Genomic DNA, 18,638 nt, shown 5'->3' with positions numbered 1-18,638 from the left:
CACGGCCCCCATTGTGATCGTGTTCTTCGAGCGCCATCCCAGGGGCACTTCAAGGCTGAACTTTTTTGATCCAGGGCTTGTTGTATGCCAAATCAGACCAGCGACTTTCGGCTTCATAGCTCACACGGTCACCCACTTTGAAAAGGCCATTCTTGCGCGCATCGTTGGTGAGCTCGGACACTTGTCCACTGCTGTCACGCACCATGAGGATCTGACCTGGGCGCTTGGAAGTTTCACAGCCGATTTTCATGCCGATGTAATAGCCCAACAAACTGCCCACGATACCGCCCGTGTCTTTGTCGAACGACTTGCCTGCCGCTTGCCCCACGGCACCGCCGATGAAACCCGCCGTGCCATCGGTCTCATCGCAAATCTCCACCTCTCGCACATCTTGAACTTCGACACCTGCCAAATTGCTGGGGCGTGTGGCACAGCCCACCAGGGTCAAGATCAAGGCGATAGTGGCAAGGAGCCGGGACACATGCATGCTGTTCTTCCTGGATAAAACGCTACAAAGGCCGCGCATCTTAATGAAAAGATTCCTGGTGTATTCAGTCATTTTGTTAGCAGTTGTAGACCCCATCCACGGGGATCCGATGCGCTTTCACACCCGGTATTGAGTCAAGGTCAGTGGCTACCCTGAGCTGGCCGAGGGCAACACCCGTGCCCAAAGGGGTCGGAAAGGGTTTGTCCCAAGCCGCATTTCATGAAAATTTGTCTACAAACAAAGGCTTTGACCCACTCTTGTAGAAAGCCCCTATGGCCATTTATGAACTGCGCACCTACTCGGCCATCGTCGGCAAGATGGGCGAGCTGACCGCCCTCTACACCCACGAAGGATGGCCAGCCCTGGCCAAGCACCCGCAAAAACTGGTGGGCTATTTCACAGGCGACATCGGCGCCCTCAACGAGCTGATCCACATCTGGAAATTCGACGACGATGCCGACCGCCGTGCCTTCTGGGCCGGTGTGTTCAGCGACCCCGAGTTCATGGCCTTTGCCGCCAAAATCCGCCCCCTGATCCGCGAACAAAACAACAAGCTGATGTTGTCTGCGCCCTGGGGCCCGAAGCCCTGATGGGCCGCTGAAGGCGCCAGCACGCGTGGACGAAGGCGGCCATGTGCCCCAAGCAAAGGACTTCCGATTCTGGTCGCAAGTGCTGACGACCAGCGCCATGCAAAACGCCCCACCAGCGCTGGGCTGATGGGGCGTTTGACTTACCGGTCAGGCTTTATTTTTTGGCTTTGGCGGCCTTGGGTGCGCGGCCACCGGACTTGATGCACTCGTCCATGCTGGCGAATGGTTTGAAGTTTTTCGTGGACTTGTAGCCAGCGCTGGTTTCGTCGTGGCAAATGTTGCTGCCGGACTTCTTGACAGCTGGCAGGGCCGCTGCGGCAGGCGCTTTAGCAGGTGCGGGTGCAACAGCGGCTGGCGCTGCAGGTGCAGCGGCAGGGGCTGCAGCAGGTGCTGGTGCGGCAACGGCTGGCTTCAACGCGGCGGGCATGGCGCCTTGCACAGCTTGTGTGGCCGCTTGCGTTGCAGCTTGCTTGGCGCCTTGGACGGCGGTCTGTGTCACGGATGGCGTGGCAGTGGCTGCGGCGGGTGCAACAGCGGTTTGCGCGAAAGTCGCCAGGGAAGCAGCCATCAGAGCAGCAGCGATCAGGGTATTTTTGAACATGTTTTTTCCTTCGAATGCGAGGCAACAGTGCCACACTGGTTCAACGTGGCGACGAATCCATAAGTTGACGCTTGTTTTTTCAAACGTAACCTGATGTAGCTCATTTGCGGGCATAACCGCGGCATGCAAATGCTTGATTGACTTGGGCATCGTGCCACCAAATACTGTACAAAACACCAGTATACTGACACCCCCATCCACATTTCAGGGCGTGACTATGAAAACCAAATACGCGGTCAACTGGACTCAGGTGATTGACGCTTTCCGTTCTGCCGGTGCCTTGATGTTCCTGCAGGGTCTTGTGTTTTGGCCCATCGTTGAATCACCTGTGCTGATCTCTTGTGCCAGAGGCTCCGCACTGGTTGGATTGCTGATGTGGGCGGCTTCCAGCCTGGCGAAGCAGCGCGATTTTTAATCACGAGGCTGGGTTTTAGTCTGTGCATCAGTCCAACGGACCTTTGACCTCTTGCACCACCTCACCGTCATTCACCCATCGGACCAGTGCATCGGCCACTTGTGAACGTCGTCCAAGATAGCCGTGAAAGCTGCCCGCGCCGCAAGATGGCCCGGATCTGCCACCACCGATGACTGTCACCAGTCGATTGCTTCGAGCGGTCGCTTTGACATAGCTGTAAGGCGTCAACCCGCTTCAGCACTTGCGTCACCTGAGCGTTCTCCCTATGGCTTCTTGGGGCGATAATTTGTATGATGACCTGATAAATATCCATCTGGAGACCCCATGCAACGCCGACTTGTGCTTACCCTTGCCGCATTGACCTGCTTGCCCTTTGTGGCGAGCACCGCGTCCGCCCAAACTTGGCCTGCACGGCCCATCAAGCTGGTGGTGCCCTTTCCGCCCGGCGGCCTGATCGACAACATGGCGCGTTTGGTGGCGCCCAAGCTCGGACAAGAGCTGGGCCAAGCCATCGTGATTGACAACAAGCCCGGCGCAGGTGGCAATCTGGGCGCGACAGAGGCCGCACGGGCGACGCCCGATGGCTACACCTTGCTGATGGCATCGCCCCCGTTGACCATCAACCCTGCGCTTTACACCAAGCTGCCCTACAAGCCCGAAAGCATCGTGCCGCTGGGCTTGCTGGGGCGGGTGCCCAATGTGCTGGTGGTCAATCCCGCATCGGGCATCCAGTCGGTCGCCGACCTGAGCGCACGCATCAAGGCCAAGCCCGGTCAGCTCAATTACGCGTCCAACGGACAAGGCACCTCTTTGCACCTGAGCGCCGAACTGTACAAAAGCCAAGCGGGTTTGTTTGTGACACACATCCCCTACCGGGGTGCGGCCGCAGGCCTGACGGCGGTGATGGCCGACGAGGTGAGCCTGATGTTTGACAACCTGCCTTCGGCGCTGGGCCTGATCAATGGCGGCAAGCTCAAGGCCTTGGCCGTGACGACGCCGCAACGCAGCAACGCCTTGCCCAATGTGCCCACCATGCAAGAGGCGGGCCTCAAGGGCTACCAAGTCTTTGCCTGGTTTGGCTTGGCCGCACCCGCAGGTCTGCCTGCAGCGGTGCAGCAAAAAATTGAACAGGCATTGGAGCGCGTCGCGCAACAGGCCGAAGTGAAAGCCGCCATTCAAAAAGCGGGCGCTGAACCCACATGGGTAAACGCCCAAGGCATGGCCAGCTTCATGCAAGCCGACACCGCGCAATGGAAAACCGTGGCGGCTTACGCCAAGATCGCATTGGATTGACAACCGCAGCCCACGCAGACTTGGCGCTGCACCGCTGCACCCTGGAGAAATGACATGACGACAGTGGGATTGATTGGTTTGGGGGCCATGGGCTCGGGCATGGCGGCATCGCTGCGCCGTGCGGGGCACAGCGTGCAGGTGTTTGACGTGCGCCGCGAAGTGGCGGCGGCCTTTGCCCAAGACGGCGGCACAGCGCACGACACCTTGGCCTCTTTGGGCGCGGCGTGCGACGTGATCGTGTCGGTGGTGGTGAATGCCGCGCAGACTGAGAGCGTGCTGTTTGGCGACGGCACCACCCCAGGATGCGCCGCCAGCATGAAGCCCGGCAGCGTGTTCGTGATGTGCTCCACCGTGGACCCGAACTGGTCGGTGGCTTTGGAAGCACGCCTGGAAGCCATGGGCCTGCGCTACGTGGATGCGCCCATCTCGGGCGGTGCGGCCAAAGCGGCCAGTGGCCAGATGACCATGATGACAGCAGGCAAGCCCGAGGCTTATGCCCTGGCCGAGCCGTTTTTGAACGCCATGGCCGCCAAGGTTTACAAGCTGGGCGACAGCGCGGGTGCGGGCAGCAAGGTCAAGATCATCAACCAGCTGCTGGCGGGCGTGCACATTGCCGCAGCGGCCGAAGCCATGGCGCTGGGCTTGCGCGAAGGTGTGGACGCCGCCGCTTTGTACGAGGTGATCACGAACAGCGCTGGCAACAGCTGGATGTTTGAAAACCGCATGGCCCATGTGCTGGCGGCCGACTACACGCCGCTGTCGGCCGTGGACATTTTTGTGAAAGATCTGGGCATCGTGCTCGACATGGCGCGGGCCAGCAAGTTCCCGCTGCCACTGTCGAGCACCGCGCACCAGATGTTCATGCAGGCCAGCACCGCTGGTTTTGCCAAAGAAGACGACAGCGCGGTGATCAAGATTTTCCCGGGCATTGAATTGCCGAAGGGCAAAGCATGAGCACGTTGAAGCTGGGTTGCATTGCCGACGACTTCACTGGCGCCACGGATCTGGCCAACAACCTGGTGCGCTCGGGCATGCGGGTGGTGCAAACCATTGGCGTGCCCTCAGCGCCTTTGGCCGCTGATGTGGATGCGGTGGTGGTGGCGCTCAAGTCGCGCACCATTCCCGCCGCCGAGGCGATCGCCCAATCGCTGCAAGCCTTGAAGTGGTTGCAGGCGCAAGGGGCGCAGCAAATCTATTTCAAATACTGCTCCACTTTTGACAGCACGCCCGAGGGCAACATCGGCCCGGTGACCGAGGCGCTGATGGACGCGTTGGGCTGTGACTTCACCATCGCGACCCCGGCCTTTCCGGACAACGGCCGCACAGTGTTCAAGGGCTACCTGTTTGCGGGCAATGTGCTGTTGAACGAAAGCGGCATGCAGAACCATCCGCTCACGCCCATGCGGGATGCGAACCTGGTGCGTGTGATGCAAGCGCAAACCCAACGCAAGGTGGGCCTGATCGATTACAAAACCGTGGCCCTTGGCGAAGCAGCCATCCGCGAACGCATCGGCGTACTGCGCAGCGAAGGCGTGGGCGTGGCCGTGGTGGACGCGACCAGCAACGAAGACCTGCTGCGCATGGGCCCGGCCTTGAAAGACCTGCCGCTGCTCACCGCAGGCTCGGGCGTGGCCATTGGCCTGCCGGCCAACTTTGGTCTGAAGCCTTCGCTGCAAGCGAGCCAATTGCCAGCAGCCAGCGGCTTGCAGGCGGTGGTGTCGGGCAGCTGCTCGCTGGCCACCAACGCGCAAGTCGCGCACTTCAAAGCCACCGGCAGACCTGCGATGGCCATCGACCCCGCCAGCTTGATGAACGGCCAAAGCGATGCGGTGGTGCAGCAGGTTCTGGGCTGGGCCGCGCCGCTTTTAAAAGACGGACCGGTGCTGGTGTATTCGACCGCCGAGCCGGATGCCGTCAAAGCCGTGCAAGCGCAGCTGGGCGTGGCCGAAGCGGGTGCTTTGGTCGAACACGCGATGGCGGCTGTGGCGCGGGGCTTGGTGGACATGGGCGTGCAGCAGCTGGTGGTGGCCGGGGGTGAAACCTCGGGCGCTTGCGTGCAGGCGCTGGACATCGCGCAGCTGCAGATCGGCCCGCAGATCGACCCGGGCGTGCCGTGGTGCCACGCGCCTTCAAGCCGAGGCGGTGTGCACATCACGCTCAAGTCAGGCAACTTTGGGACCGAAGACTTTTTCACCAAAGCCTTTACAGTGCTGGCATGAGCATCACCGAATCCCAAGCCCGCGAAGAAATTTGCCGCGTAGGCCGCAGCCTGTTCGAGCGCGGCTATGTGCACGCCACGGCGGGCAACATCAGCGTGCGGCTGGACGATGGTTTTTTGATCACGCCCACCGACGCGTGTTTGGGCTTTCTGGACCCTGCGCGTCTGGCCAAACTCGACCTGCAGGGTGAGCAACTCAGCGGCGACAAAGGCAGCAAAACCATCGCCTTGCACCGCCAGATTTACGCCGCCGCTGGCGAGCAGGATGCCAACACCCGCTGCGTGATCCACACGCACAGCACGCACTGCGTGGCCCTGAGCCTGAATGCCCACGGGCCTGAATTGTTGCCACCGATCACGCCTTACTTTGTGATGAAGGTGGGCCATGTGCCGTTGGTGCGTTACCACCGCCCCGGCAGCCCCGATGCCGCGCAAGAAGTAGCGGCGCTGATCCGCCAATACGCCGCGCAGGGTGCGCCGATCCGCGCCGTGATGCTCACTCGCCTGGGACCCAACGTCTGGCACGACTCGCCTGGGGCCGCCATGGCCACGCTCGAAGAGCTGGAAGAAACCGCGCGGCTCATGCAGCTGATGCCCCACACCGCGCCACTGAATGCCAGCGCCTTGGACGATTTGCGCCAGGCCTTTGGCGCGAGGTGGTGATGCCCTGCCACATGGCTCACCGTCTGTCACACCCTCACTTGTCATCCCGGCCTCCGAGCCGGGATCCAGTGTTGGTGGGTGCACATGGCCCCCGGATCAAGTCCGGGGCGACAGCTGCTGAGTCCTGCGTGACACCTGCTGGGCCCGAGCTGGCACCTGTCATCCCGGCCTCCGCGCCGGGATCTATTGTCTGCGGAGGCCCATGGACCCCGGATCAAGTCCGGGGTGACATTCGGTGCATTCGGGGGCACCGCTCGCCAATCGTCTGGGGTGACATGTGTCACCACTGAAATCCCCTTTTGCTGAAAGAAAACCCATGCCCCGTTTTGCCGCCAACCTCTCGATGATGTACCCCGACCTGCCGTTTCTGGACCGCTTTGAAGCAGCGGCCAAAGACGGTTTCAAGGCGGTAGAGTATTTGTTCCCGTATGCTTTTCCCGCGCAAGAGCTGGCGGCACGGTTGAAGGGCAACGGTTTGCAGCAGGTGCTGTTCAACACACCTTCTGGCGGCGCAGAGACAGACGGCTTTGCCAAGGCCTGGGAATCGGGCAGCCGTGGCACGGCCAGCGTGCCCGGACGCGAGGCCGAGTTCCGCACCGGCTTTGCGCAAGCGCTGGTCTATGCCGAGGCGCTCAACTGCCCCCGCATCCACGCCATGGTCGGCTTGCGTGCCGAAGGTGCGAGTGCCGATGCGGCCGATGCCACGCTGGTGAGCAACTTGCAGTGGGCCGCTCTTGAGGCGGCCAAGGCCGGACGCGATGTGCTGGTCGAGCCGATCAACACGCGCAGCGTGCCGGGCTTTCACCTCAACCGCCAAGACCACGCGCACCGCATCGTGCAGGCCGTGGGCGCGTCCAACGTGAAGGTGCAGATGGACCTGTTCCACTGCCAGATCGTCGAAGGCGACCTGAGCACCAAGATTGCGCAATACCTGCCCACGGGCCGAGTGGGTCACTTCCAGATTGCCGAAGTGCCGCACCGCCACGAGCCGGGCACAGGCGAGGTGAACTGGGCGCACATTTTCAAGACCATCGACGAGGTGTCTGCCGCCTGCGGCTGGGACGGCTGGATCGGCTGCGAATACAACCCGGCCGATGCCACGGCGGGTGGCACCTCGCGCGGCCTGAGCTGGGCACGTCCTTATTTATGAAACAAGGACCTTGTGATCTGTGATGGGTGAACTTCATTACCTGATCTGGGCGGGGCTGGCTGCGGCCATGGTGGGTTTGTCCAAAGGGGGATTGCCCACCGTGGGCATGCTGTCCGTGCCCATTCTTTCGCTGTTCATGTCACCGGTCAAAGCGGTCGTGATGCTGCTGCCGATTTACATCATCTCTGACATGGTGGGGCTGTGGTTGTACCGCAAAAATTTCAGCGCCATCAACCTGAAAATCCTCGTTCCGGCAGGCGTGGGCGGTGTCTTGGTGGGCTGGCTCACCGCATCGGTGGTGTCAGACACGGTCGTGAAAATGATGATCGGCCTGATGGGCGTGGGTTTTGTCTTGAACGCATGGCGTAAGCGCAACACCCTGCAATCGCCGCACCCGGCCAGTTGGAAAAAGGGGATTTTTTGGGGCAGTTTGTCGGGCTTTACCAGCTTCATTTCGCATGCGGGTGGGCCACCGTTTCAGGTTTACCTCTTGCCCCAAAAACTGCCCAAGCTGGTGTTTGCCGGCACATCGACCTTGTTTTTTGCCGTCATCAACCTGGCCAAACTGGGGCCTTACCACCAGCTGCAGCCTTATGGGTCCGCGGAACTGGCGGGTGCACTGGTGCTGATCCCGTTTGCCCTGGTGGGTACCGTGGCGGGTGCTTACCTGACACGGAAAATCGCCGACGACTGGTTCTTCAAATGGGTGCTATGGGGCTTGCTGGCGATTTCCATCAAGCTGATCGTGGACGTGCTTCGGGCTTGATATACCGTGCCAAGGCCAAGGCGCAGGTCGCCTTGGCCTTGGCGAAAGACAGGCTCACACCATCGGCAATGGCAAGGCCCGCAAACGCTTGCCGTTGAGCGACGCGATCGCATTGGCAATGGCTGGGGCCAAGGGGGGCAAGCCCGCTTCGCCAATACCGCCTGGGTGGTTGTCGGTGGGCATCACCTTCACGAACACTTCGGGTGCTTCGTTGGCACGCAGCACTTGGTACTTGTTCAGGTTGGTTTGCTGTGGCTCACCCGCCCTGAAGTCCATGCGCTCGTGCAGCGCAGCAGACAAGCCAAAGATCACTGAACCTTCGATTTGCGCTTGCACGTTTTGCGGCTGCAAAGCGTGACCGCAATCCACCGCCGACCAGACCTTGTGCACCTTGGGGCGGCCGTTGACGATGGAGACTTGCACCACCATGCCGCAGAAGGTGTTCCAAGCGTCCGAAAACGCCAGGCCCAGCGCGTGGCCTTTGGGCAGCTTGGCCTTGCCCCACTGCGACATGTCAGCCACGGCTTTGAGCACGGCCTGGCCACGCGGATTTTTCTGGAGCAAATCCATGCGGTAGGCCAGAGGGTCGGCTTTCACGCCACGTGCCACTTCATCGATCAGAGTCTCGATGGCGAACTTGGTGTAGCCCGGGCCCACCGCACGCCAGAAACCGGCATGGATGCCGCGCTCTTCTATCATGAACTGCACGCTGTGGTCAGGGATGTCGTAGGTGATCTCGGTGCCTTCCATCACGGGGGCGTCTTTGCCACCGGCGGCCTTGAAGGCTGGCGGCACCACCCGTGAATAAATACCTTCGGACACCACGCGGTGCAACAAGCCGACGAGCTTGCCCTGTGCATCCACCCCGGCCACCAGGTGCTGACCGGTCATGGGGCGGTACTTGTCGTGCGTCATGTCGTCTTCGCGGGTCCAGATCACCTGGATCGGGGTGCCTGGCATGGCCTTGGCCACAAGCGCCGCATCGGCCGCGTAATCGGCCTCCACCCGGCGACCAAAACCGCCACCGAGCAAGGTGATGTTGACCTTGATGTTTTCTGGCTTGAAACCGCCGGCGCCCGCCACCGTGCCGGTGACAAACGAGGCCGATTGGGCGGGTGCCCAGACTTCGATCTTGTCGCCGTCCACACGCGCTGTGCAGTTCATCGGCTCCAGGCAAATGTGGCTGACCATCTCGCTGATGTAGGTGGCGCTGAAAGTGCGGGTGGCACCGGCCAACTGCTTGGCCGCGTCACCGTGTGCAATGAAGGCCACGCCTTTGTCGTTCAGGTCTTCGGCGCGTTTGGCGTATTCCACGCGCATTTGGTCGGTGTACTGCACACGCGCTTTGGACTTTTGGCTCCAGACCACCTTGAGTTGGTCGCGTGCAGTCTTGGCCGTGAAAAATGAATCGGCCACCACGGCCACGCCGTAAGGCAGTCGCACCACGTTCTTGACTCCCGCCACTGCACGGGCAGCGGTGTCGTCCACGCTCTCGGGCACCTCGCCTTGCACCGGCGCACGCAGCACCGAGGCCCACAGCATGCCCGGCAATCGCTGGTCCATGCCGTACAAGGCCTGGCCGCCCGACTTGGCGGGCACGTCCACGCGGGGAATGTCTTTGCCAATCAGGCGGAACTGCGCCATCGGCTTGAGCATGCTCTTGTCGACCTTGGGCAACTCGGCTGGAGCCGTCGCCACTTTGGCGATGTCTGCATAAGTCATGGCGCGGCCGCTGCTATGGATGACGCGGCTGGCTTCGGTACGCAGCTCAGCAGCGGGCACGCCCATGGCCTGGGCCGCAGCGTTCACCATGACCAAACGGGCTTGGGCACCGGCCAAGCGCAGCGGCTCGTAATAGCCTTGCACTGTGCGCGATGCGCCGGTGGTCATGCCGCCGCCAAAGCGGGGGTTGCCAAAGCGCTTGGGGTCGCTGGGCGACTGCACCACGCGTACCTGGCTCCAGTCCAGGTCCATCTCTTCGGCCAGCAGCATGGGCATGGCAGTCATGGTGCCTTGGCCCATTTCTGCACCAGGGGACATCAAAGTCACCACGCCATCCAGGCCGATGTTGATCCAGCTGTTGGGGCCAAAGCCTCCGGCGTTGGGCGACTGGGCCAAAGCCAATTCGGTTTGCGTCAGGCCAAAAGACAGCCCCAGGGCCAGACCGCCGGAGCCGAGGATAAAGGAGCGGCGTGACACGCTCGGTGTCAGTGGGGTGTTCATGGTTTTCATGCCTTGCCTCCTTGGAGGGTTTTCTGGGCGTGCGAGACCGCGCTGGCGATCTGGTTGTAGGTGCCGCAGCGGCAAATGTTGCCGCTCATGGCTTCCAGGATTTCGGTGCGACTGAGGTTCTTCTTGACCACGCTGATCACTTTGGCCGCGGTCATGAGCTGACCCGACTGGCAGTAGCCGCACTGAGGTGCTTGGGCCTTGACCCAACCAGCTTGCAAAGCTTGTCCGGTGGGTGTCTTCATCAGGCCTTCCACGGTGGTGACGTTTTTGCCATCCACTGCCGATACGGGCAGCGAGCAAGAACGCACAGGCTCACCATTGAGGTGCACCGTGCAGGCACCGCACTGCGCAATACCGCAGCCGAATTTGGTGCCCGTGAGGTTGAGTTTTTCGCGGATGACCCACAGCAAAGGGGTCTCCGGCTTGGCATCGACCGACACGGCCTCGCCATTGACTTTGAATCGAACCATCTTGTCTCCTGTTGATTGCTAACGGACGAAGGGACTGTTCCCCGGTAAAACACAAGCGGTATGCAAAGACATTTTGCGAAGGGCACACCGCGTAAAACTCAGCCTGCGAACATAAAGTTGACTTGATGACCAGACTGTCGCTCAAGGCTCAATGTTGAGCAAACCCTGAGTCAGACGCTCAAGCCGCACACCGTTTTCGAGCCTGACCAATTGCTGAGCGCCTGGCTCAAATCCGTACCCCGACGCAAGGCGGTCATTTCGGCCACGATGCTCATGGCGATTTCGGGGGGTGTCAAGGCGCCCAGGTTCAAGCCCACCGGACCGTGCAGTTGGCTCACTTCGGCCTCGCTCACATCAAAGTCCAGCAAGCGCTTACGGCGTTGCGCGTTGTTGTGCTGAGAGCCCAATGCACCGACATAAAACGCGGGGGTGCGCAAAGCCTCCATCAGTGCCAGGTCGTCCAGTTTGGGGTCGTGTGTCACGGCCACCACGGCGCTGTTGTGGTCCAGCTGCATGCCCAGCACCAGGTCGTCGGGCATCTCTTTCGACAAGGTCACACCGCTCATGGCTTCCCAGCCCTCGTGGTATTCCACACGCGGCTCGCACACCGTGACCTGGTAGTCCAACATGACAGCCATGGCGGCCAGATAGCGCGACAACTGACCGCCACCAATGACGAGCAAACGCAGGCGCGGGCCGTGCACGGTGGTCAGGCTTTGGCCATCAAACTGCAGCTTGTCGCCTTCGGTGGCGGCACCCATGCGCACCATGCCGGTGGCCATGTCCATGCGGCGCTCCACACGCTGGTGTTGCTCAATCAGCACCAGCAATTCGCGCAGTTGCGAATGGGCCGACAGCGGCTCCAGCACCACCTGCACCGAGCCGCCGCAAGGCAAGCCAAAGCGGCGCACCTCTTCGGCCGTTTGGCCGTAGGTGGTGGACTCGGGCAGCCTGAGGGCCAACTCGCCTGCGGCCACGCGGCGAATCAGGTCGTCTTCGATGCAGCCGCCCGAGACCGAGCCGGCCACTTGTCCGTCGTCGCGGATGATCATGAGCGAGCCCGGCGGGCGTGGGGCCGAGCCCCAGGTGCGCACCACCGTGCCCAGCACCACGCGGTGGCCTCGGCTTTGCCAGTCCAGCGCGGTGCGGATCACGTCGATGTCGATGCTGTTCATGTTTGTCTCCGTTTTTCTTGTGCAAAAAAATGGGGTGCGTTACCCCGTCAAAATGGATGGGGCAAGCTCGCCGAGGGGGTCAGCGTCCAGCGCCACACCCCATGCAGCATTTGCACCGCCGCCAACGCCCCCAACAAGGCAAAGGACGACTGCACGGCCAGTGGGCCTTGCCAAGGACTGAGCAAACCCACCCAGCCCAGCAAACCGGGCCCCAGCAAAAGCGCCAAACCACGTTGCACACCCTGTGTCCACCGCACACCCGATTTCATCGGCATGCGGTGACGACCCAGATGCACAGCCCAGGCCAAGGAGGGCAGCACCATGGCCAAGGTCCCATGCACCGCGCTCTCGCCCAAGAGCATCAAGGGGCCCAAGATCAGAAAACCCAAACTGATGAAACTCAGGCGCTCATGAACAAGGGCATGGTCAACAGGCACGCACCACCGGATGCACCCGGCCACCAAGGCTGGCAAACCAGCCATCAACACCAAGTGCGAGGTGGCCATCCACTCCAGTGACAGGTTCAAACCAGCACACCATGCGTTGCCCAGCCACAGACTGCCCATCATCAGCCCCATCGCCGAAGCGGGCAGCACCTGAGGCAAACTGGCCTGGACACCCCGGCACACCGTGGGCTGCCCAGCATGAGAACGATCTCGGGCGTGCAAAACGGCCGCACACATGGCCAGCAATGCACTCACGCCCAAAGGTGCCAAGGAGACGCTACCGGGCATGCGCCAGGCGCCATAGGCCAATGCAGCGGCCACCACCGGGTGCCACGCCACACGACCCAACGTAAAGGTACTGGACTGGCTGCGGGTTTCCATCAAACCACACCACACCCCCCATAAGATGGCCAGCGCAAGCAGACCCGCATGGGCTGCACTGTGAGCCGACAAAAAGTCAGGCCACCAAACGCCCCACGCGGTCAGCAAGCCCAAAAGTCCCATCAAAGCAGGGGCTGACTCCAAGGCCCACACACGGCCTCGACTGAGCAGCCGCGCGGCCCACCACAGCACCACCGCTGACACACCGCTGGCCACGGACCAGCCCAGACGCATGCCTTGCTCTCCCAACCAAAGCCAACCGAGCAAGACCACGGTCCATTGAGCCACCTCACCGGCATGGACCAGCGCATGAACAGGCGGATGCCCCAAGCCATGCAGGCGAGTCACAGCGGGACGCTTTCGCTCAGACATGGGCATACCCGTGCAATTGGTCGGAACCACCGGTCGCGTGCACGCTCACATTGAACGACACGATCACCCGGTCGGCCGTGCCGTGGTAGGGCATGGCCTGGTGCGCCAACCATGAGGGAAACACCACCAACTGGCCCGGGACAGGTTCGATGTCGAGGTGCGCGTTTTGCAAATACGCGTTGCCAAAATCCATGGCCGCGCCGCCCAGCCGGTTGAAGTGCGGGCCATAAAACCGCGTCACGCCATTGGCCGCGCCCAGCACCGGGTGCTGGCGGCGCTGCTCGGACGGATCGACCTGCAGGCAATACACGCCCGACCACGAACAGTTGCCGTGGGTGTGCACATCGTGGTGGCTGCCTTGGCTGGAGATCTGAAACCAGATGCCGCGCAGCGCGATCTGAAAACCCGGCTTGGCCTCGGGCCAGGCGCCTTGGTTGGCCAGCACCACGGTCTGGCGCACGCTGTCCACGATGAAGCGCACCAGCTGTTCCCACTCGGCCACACGGATGCGTTGCAGCAAATCGTCACGGCTTGCGTAAAAAGCTTTGGGCTCACCCAACACGGCGGGGTCGGTGGCGCGCATGGTCTGAAACACCCGCACCAACACCTCGTTGACCGCCTCGGCGTGTGCCAAGCGGTGCACGCCGATGGGCGTGTGCCACAACTGGTGGAGCGGGTCGGGCTGGAGCATGGCAGTCTTGTGAGGATCAGGCCGTGACCATCAAATCGGCCGGCCACTTGAGCCGGTGCCCGGTGCGTGCGGCCAGCGCCTCGATGTCATCCAGCGTATCGACATCGGTGCGGTAACGGTTGTTGGTGCTGACCCAGGCGTGCACTTGTTCGGGGTTGGCCGACTGCCATTGACGGCAGCCCACGTTGGCCGCACCGGCCAAAATTTGGTCACGCACTTCGGCGCTGAACATGACCGGGTTGCCCGGCAGACCATCGACCGTGGGCTGCACCACTTGCGCGCCGGTGGGCCGCTTTTTATAGGCCCCGATCAGGTCGTTGATGTCTTGCGAGTTGATCAGCGGCTGGTCGGCCAGGGCCACCAGCACGGCATCGAGCTTGACAGACAGCGCCTGCAAGCCCAAACGCAACGATGAAATTTGACCGGCATCCGGATCGGGGTTGCGCACCAGCGTGACCGGGAACTCTTTCACGGCTTCTTCGATGCGGTCAGCGTAGTGGCCCAGCACCACCACCACCTCGTCCACCCCCGCACCCGACAGCGCGATCAGCTGGCGACGAATCAGCGGCACGCCGCCCAACTCCAGCAGGCTTTTGGGGCGGTGCCCCATGCGCGAGCCCGAACCCGCCGCCAACAACACCGCGCCCACGGTGACGCGGCTGTACAAGCCCCCACCGCCTTTGAGAATGCAACCCATATTCAGCCTCCACAGCAAGATGATTTGGCCGATGCTGCCACAGTGGTCAGCGCGACTTTCGGCTCGGCTGTCAAGGCCGGGACGGCGACAGCGTCGGACGCTGTGGCTGCGGCCTTCTTGGCTCCACCGCAGCAGCTGCTGGCAGCCACCGGCGCGAGGGTCTTGGCGCTTGCGGCCTCCTTGGAATCGCTGGCTGCAGTTGTCGAGCAGCATGTTGACGACTCAGCCGCAGAAGCTGCAACAGATGACTGAGTTGTAGAAGACGCTGAAGAAGCCATGGACGCCGACAAAGCTGCCTGAGCTGCAGGCACCATGGGCTCACGCCCACGCCGCGCCGCCACCACAGAGGTCAGCACAGACAAAGCAATTTCTTCGGGCGTTTGCGCACCGATGAACTCGCCAGCGGGCGCCACGATGCGGGCCACAGCCGCAGGGTCTTCGCCGCTGGCCACCAGCGAATCGAGCAAGACACTGGCCTTGCGGGCACTGGCCACAAACCACAGGCCTTGGGGCTGCAAAGCCAAGGCGGCTTTGAGGCCCTGCAGATCGCGGCGGCCTTGCGTGGCCACCACCACAAAGGGCGATGACAAACGGACGATGACGCCGGCCGCGTCGTCGCTGTCCAGCACCGTGTCGGCATCGGGGAAATCGGCCGCCTGCGCACCCTGCGCCACCACCGCCACGCGCAAGCCCACACGCGGGGCCAGGCCCACCAGCGCACGGGCTACGGGCGAATCGCCCACCACCGTCAAGGTGGCGCTGGGCATGACCGGGTCGATGAACAGTTCGAGTGTGCCACCCGAGTGGCAGGCCATGCCGAATTCGAGCACATCGCCCAAATCGCGCTCGGCGCTTTCATCCGATGGGGCGATGCGGATCTTGCGCGGCTGGCCGTCCAGCAAGGCGCGGCGCACGGTCTTGATGACAGCCGGTTGGGCGCAGCCGCCGCCGATCCAGCCGTGGATTTGACCGTCGGGCGTGACGACCGCTTTGTCACCCGCCTTGCCCGAGGTGGGGGCTTGTGCGCTCAAGACCGTGACCAAGGCAAAGGGCTGGTCGGCGCTTTGCAGGCGGGCGGCTTGGGTGATCCATTCATTGCGGTTCATGGGGTGCTCCTTCATGGCTCAAATTCAATGCAAAACGTGTCGGGCAGCGGCCAGATCGGCCAGGCTGGCCAGCGGCACAAAGCGTTCGATGCGGTGGCGGGCACGCTGTAAGGCACCCGCTGCGGGCACCTGGCGCGTGGGATGAAACCAGGTGATGCGGGCACCGCGTGCGCGCACTTCCTGCAAGGCGGCATCGAGCAGATCCGGCCCGTCGGTGTCAAAACCGTCCGAGAACACCCACACGCGTGCGCCCCGGTTGAGCTGGGCGCGGGCATGCTGGCGGGCAAACTCTTGCAGGCTGGCGGCGATGCGCGTGCCACCGCCAAAGCCTGCGGTGACGGCGTTGACTTTTTCCTGAATGGCGGGCGTGTCGCGGTGCATGTAGGGCGTGACTTCGGCCAAGCGGGTGTGGAACACAAACACACGGGCATCGGCCTCGAGGGCAAAGGCACGAGCCACGCGCAAGAACAGCGCGGCGTGTGATTCCATCGAGCGGCTCACATCGGCCAGGATGAACAGGCGCGGCGGCTCCACACGTTTGACTTTCCAGGCTGGTTGCATCAGCTCGCCACCCCAAGCCACGCTGCGGCGCAGGGTCTGGCGCAAATCCAGCCGCTGCCCACGCGGGGCCACGCGCCAGCGGCGGGTGGGGTGGGGCTGCAGTTTGGCGGTGATCTGGCGCGCCAGTTGTTGCAGGGCGCTCAGCTCTTGCGGCATCCACATCTGGCCGTCGCGCTGGTGCAGGGCTTCGGTGCGGCTGGCACCGCCTTGGGCGCGGGGCGTGCCGTTGTCTTGTTCATCCAGCTGGCTCGATGCCGAGTCAGCGGCTGTTTGGGGCGCGGCCTGCTGGCCGTTGGCTTGGGTGTTCGGTTGTTGCGCTGCATCCATCTGGTCGTGCAGCGCTTGCACGCTTTGGCGCAGGTTGCGGCTGGGCCGGGTCTGGCCGCTGACCTTGACGCCGCCGCGCAGTTTTTCGGGGTGCCAAAAGCGCTCGTACACATCGGCCCACAGCTGCCATTCGCGGTGGCTGTGGCAGGCAATCGCACGCCAGGCGGCTTGCAAAGGGCGCTCGTGCAGCGGGCCAAACAACTGAGCCGCTTGCAACATGGCTTGCTGCTCGGCCACGCCCACCGTCAGGCCATGGTCGCGCAGCAACGCAGCAAAACCCGCCAGACGCTCAGAGGGCGCGGTGGCGCTCTGGGCAGACGCGCCGGCAGGGAGGGTTATGTGGCGTTCGTGCATGCCACATTCAACATTCGGCGCTCAAACTGACGGCGGTCATGCCGTCGCCTTGGCCTGCTCGTTGGCGTTTTCAGCCACACCTACCGTGCGGCGGCCTTCGACCAGTTGGCGCAGGCGGTCAGCGCCCATCACAAAGCGGTCTTCGCGGGTCTTGAGCAGGCAGCCAAAGGTGCCCAGCACGGCCGACATGTCTTCGGGCAAGCTGTGGTGACGCATCTGAAACAGGGCGTTCACCCAGTCCAGGGTTTCGGCGATGCCAGGGATCTTGGCCAAGTCTTCGCGGCGCAGGCGCTGCACGAACTGCACAGCGTCTTCGACCAGCCGGGTGTCGACCTCGGGCAAGGCGGTTTTGACGATGGCGATCTCTCTCGCCAGCGTCGGGTAATCGAGGTAGTGGTACAGGCAGCGGCGGCGCAGCGCGTCCGACAACTCGCGCGTGCCGTTGCTGGTCAAAATGACCTGCGGAATGTGCGTGGCGCGGATGGTGCCGATCTCGGGCACGGTGATCTGGTATTCGGCCAACACTTCGAGCAAGAAGGCTTCAAAGGCTTCGTCGGCGCGGTCGATCTCGTCGATCAGCAGCACGCAAGGGCCTGACTGGCTGATGGCGCGCAGCAAGGGACGCTCCAGCAGGTAGTCGCGGCTGAACACATCCGACTCGCGCACCCGGCCAGTGCCATCTTGGCCAGATTCGCTCATGCGGATCGCCATCAACTGGCGGCCGTAGTTCCACTCGTAAGCGGCTTGCGCCAGGTCCAGGCCTTCAAAGCATTGCAAGCGCACCAGAGTCGCGCCTTGCGATTGGGCCAGCGCCGTGGCCAGCGCGGTTTTGCCCACGCCCGCGTCGCCTTCGAGCAAGAGCGGGCGCTGCAAGGCGGACGCCAGCCACACGGTGGTGGCCAGGTCCGCATCGGCCAGATAGCCCGCACGCTGCAGCCGCTCGCGCAGCAAGCGCTCCTCAGCTGCGGGTTGTCCGGGTTGGTCTGGCGTCGTCATGCTCAGGCCTTCTTGCCCAGCAGGCCGCCGAACCAGCTCTTGACCAGCGCCCAGAAGATGGCCAGGCCGTTGATCTCGCGGGCCACCACGGGTGCCTTGGGCGCAGCGGCAGGTGCTGCAGCCTCGCCAGCTGATGCAGCAGCCGGTGCAACAGCCACAGCGGGCGAGCCTTCGGCCGCAGGCAAGGTGAGCGCGGTCTGGCGGAAGTTCTCGACAAACTGCGCCAGCAGCATGTCGGACACCTGCACCATCATGCGGCCGCCGAACTGCGCGAACTTGCCGTTCACGATCACCGCAGCCTGGCCGTTCAGCACGCAATGCGCTGGATTGGCCGGGTCGGCGGTGATGATCGCGGTCAGGTCCATCGAGGCGGACGAGCCGCCCTTGTCAGCGCCCTTGCCGCGCAAGACCATCTTGCGCTCGGCCGCCACGGCTTCGATCACGTCCACGGTGCCGCCGAATTGCGCCACAGCCGGGCCGACCTTGACCTTGACGCCGCCCTTGAACGAGGTCTCGGACAGCTGCTCGGTGATTTCGGCACCGGGCATGCAGTTGGCCGTGGCTTTCAGATCGGTCAGCAGGGCCCAGGCCCGTGCCGCGTCCACATCAAGCGGGTATTGTTTGTCGAGTTTGACTTCCATTTTCTT

At 62.8% G+C, this 18,638-nt stretch carries 20 protein-coding genes; 8 read left to right on the top strand and 12 right to left on the bottom strand.

Annotated elements, in window-relative coordinates:
• Nucleotides 1-49 precede the first annotated feature (49 nt).
• Complete coding sequence (locus B9Z43_RS06170; RefSeq protein ID WP_108323783.1) at nucleotides 50-487, bottom strand: hypothetical protein; 438 nt, start codon at nucleotides 485-487, stop codon at nucleotides 50-52.
• Nucleotides 488-759: 272 nt separating this feature from the next.
• On the opposite strand from B9Z43_RS06170, the gene B9Z43_RS06165 reads away from it, so the two are divergent.
• On the top strand, nucleotides 760-1,077 hold the full coding sequence (locus tag B9Z43_RS06165; protein WP_108323781.1) for an NIPSNAP family protein: 318 nt from the start codon (nucleotides 760-762) through the stop codon (nucleotides 1,075-1,077).
• A 154-nt stretch (nucleotides 1,078-1,231) separates the two neighbouring features.
• Here the strand turns inward: B9Z43_RS06165 and B9Z43_RS17260 are convergent, their stop codons facing one another.
• Nucleotides 1,232-1,678 carry a hypothetical protein gene (locus tag B9Z43_RS17260; protein WP_199222258.1) on the bottom strand — a complete coding sequence of 149 codons (447 nt, stop codon included), beginning with the start codon at nucleotides 1,676-1,678 and terminating at the stop codon, nucleotides 1,232-1,234.
• A gap of 217 nt (nucleotides 1,679-1,895) precedes the next feature.
• On the opposite strand from B9Z43_RS17260, the gene B9Z43_RS06155 reads away from it, so the two are divergent.
• The 7 genes from B9Z43_RS06155 to B9Z43_RS06125 all read left to right on the top strand — a co-directional run bounded on the left by B9Z43_RS06155 (nucleotide 1,896) and on the right by B9Z43_RS06125 (nucleotide 8,183).
• Nucleotides 1,896-2,093, top strand: coding sequence for a hypothetical protein (locus B9Z43_RS06155; protein WP_108323779.1), 198 nt, complete (start codon nucleotides 1,896-1,898; stop codon nucleotides 2,091-2,093).
• A gap of 324 nt (nucleotides 2,094-2,417) precedes the next feature.
• The gene (locus B9Z43_RS06150) at nucleotides 2,418-3,386 is read left to right on the top strand and encodes a tripartite tricarboxylate transporter substrate binding protein (protein WP_108323777.1); all 969 of its coding nucleotides are present in this window, start codon (nucleotides 2,418-2,420) and stop codon (nucleotides 3,384-3,386) included.
• Nucleotides 3,387-3,440: 54 nt separating this feature from the next.
• Complete coding sequence (gene ltnD, locus B9Z43_RS06145) at nucleotides 3,441-4,340, top strand: L-threonate dehydrogenase (protein WP_108323775.1); 900 nt, start codon at nucleotides 3,441-3,443, stop codon at nucleotides 4,338-4,340.
• Complete coding sequence (gene otnK, locus B9Z43_RS06140; RefSeq protein WP_108323773.1) at nucleotides 4,337-5,605, top strand: 3-oxo-tetronate kinase; 1,269 nt, start codon at nucleotides 4,337-4,339, stop codon at nucleotides 5,603-5,605. Before ltnD ends, otnK begins: the two co-directional genes overlap by 4 nt.
• A 2-nt stretch (nucleotides 5,606-5,607) precedes the next feature.
• Nucleotides 5,608-6,267, top strand: a complete 660-nt coding sequence (locus B9Z43_RS06135; RefSeq protein WP_108324138.1) for an aldolase — start codon at nucleotides 5,608-5,610, stop codon at nucleotides 6,265-6,267.
• 316 nt (nucleotides 6,268-6,583) lie between these two features.
• A complete protein-coding gene (gene otnI / locus B9Z43_RS06130) occupies nucleotides 6,584-7,417 on the top strand; it encodes a 2-oxo-tetronate isomerase (RefSeq protein WP_108323771.1) in 834 nt (277 codons plus the stop codon).
• A gap of 22 nt (nucleotides 7,418-7,439) precedes the next feature.
• A complete protein-coding gene (locus B9Z43_RS06125) occupies nucleotides 7,440-8,183 on the top strand; it encodes a sulfite exporter TauE/SafE family protein (RefSeq protein ID WP_108323769.1) in 744 nt (247 codons plus the stop codon).
• Nucleotides 8,184-8,237: 54 nt separating this feature from the next.
• Here B9Z43_RS06125 and B9Z43_RS06120 read toward each other — a convergent pair whose 3' ends face one another.
• The 10 genes from B9Z43_RS06120 to B9Z43_RS06075 form a co-directional block, all read right to left on the bottom strand.
• The gene (locus B9Z43_RS06120; protein WP_108323767.1) at nucleotides 8,238-10,415 is read right to left on the bottom strand and encodes a xanthine dehydrogenase family protein molybdopterin-binding subunit; all 2,178 of its coding nucleotides are present in this window, start codon (nucleotides 10,413-10,415) and stop codon (nucleotides 8,238-8,240) included.
• A complete protein-coding gene (locus B9Z43_RS06115; RefSeq protein ID WP_108323765.1) occupies nucleotides 10,412-10,885 on the bottom strand; it encodes a (2Fe-2S)-binding protein in 474 nt (157 codons plus the stop codon). The genes B9Z43_RS06120 and B9Z43_RS06115 overlap by 4 nt, the downstream gene beginning before the upstream one ends.
• A gap of 170 nt (nucleotides 10,886-11,055) precedes the next feature.
• Nucleotides 11,056-12,060 carry an XdhC family protein gene (locus B9Z43_RS06110; protein ID WP_108323763.1) on the bottom strand — a complete coding sequence of 335 codons (1,005 nt, stop codon included), beginning with the start codon at nucleotides 12,058-12,060 and terminating at the stop codon, nucleotides 11,056-11,058.
• 47 nt (nucleotides 12,061-12,107) lie between these two features.
• Nucleotides 12,108-13,259: a hypothetical protein gene (locus tag B9Z43_RS06105; protein ID WP_108323761.1), complete on the bottom strand. Its 1,152-nt coding sequence runs from the start codon at nucleotides 13,257-13,259 to the stop codon at nucleotides 12,108-12,110.
• Entirely contained in the window at nucleotides 13,252-13,950 is a 699-nt protein-coding gene (locus B9Z43_RS06100; protein ID WP_108323758.1) for a TIGR02466 family protein, read from the bottom strand. The genes B9Z43_RS06105 and B9Z43_RS06100 overlap by 8 nt, the downstream gene beginning before the upstream one ends.
• A gap of 16 nt (nucleotides 13,951-13,966) precedes the next feature.
• Nucleotides 13,967-14,647 carry an NTP transferase domain-containing protein gene (locus B9Z43_RS06095; protein WP_108323756.1) on the bottom strand — a complete coding sequence of 227 codons (681 nt, stop codon included), beginning with the start codon at nucleotides 14,645-14,647 and terminating at the stop codon, nucleotides 13,967-13,969.
• A gap of 2 nt (nucleotides 14,648-14,649) precedes the next feature.
• Complete coding sequence (locus tag B9Z43_RS06090; protein WP_158270078.1) at nucleotides 14,650-15,753, bottom strand: XdhC family protein; 1,104 nt, start codon at nucleotides 15,751-15,753, stop codon at nucleotides 14,650-14,652.
• A 24-nt stretch (nucleotides 15,754-15,777) separates the two neighbouring features.
• Entirely contained in the window at nucleotides 15,778-16,995 is a 1,218-nt protein-coding gene (locus B9Z43_RS06085) for a VWA domain-containing protein (RefSeq protein ID WP_108323752.1), read from the bottom strand.
• 36 nt (nucleotides 16,996-17,031) lie between these two features.
• On the bottom strand, nucleotides 17,032-17,991 hold the full coding sequence (locus tag B9Z43_RS06080; protein WP_108323750.1) for a MoxR family ATPase: 960 nt from the start codon (nucleotides 17,989-17,991) through the stop codon (nucleotides 17,032-17,034).
• Nucleotides 17,992-17,993: 2 nt separating this feature from the next.
• Nucleotides 17,994-18,632 (bottom strand): CoxG family protein, encoded by a 639-nt coding sequence (locus B9Z43_RS06075; RefSeq protein WP_108323748.1) that lies wholly within the window; start codon nucleotides 18,630-18,632, stop codon nucleotides 17,994-17,996.
• Nucleotides 18,633-18,638 lie beyond the last annotated feature (6 nt).

The sequence above is a fragment of the Limnohabitans sp. MMS-10A-192 genome (assembly GCF_003063335.1).
Taxonomy (GTDB): domain Bacteria; phylum Pseudomonadota; class Gammaproteobacteria; order Burkholderiales; family Burkholderiaceae_C; genus Limnohabitans_A.
Note: the sequence above shows the minus strand (reverse complement) of the source record. Positions and strands in the feature narration are given on the sequence as shown.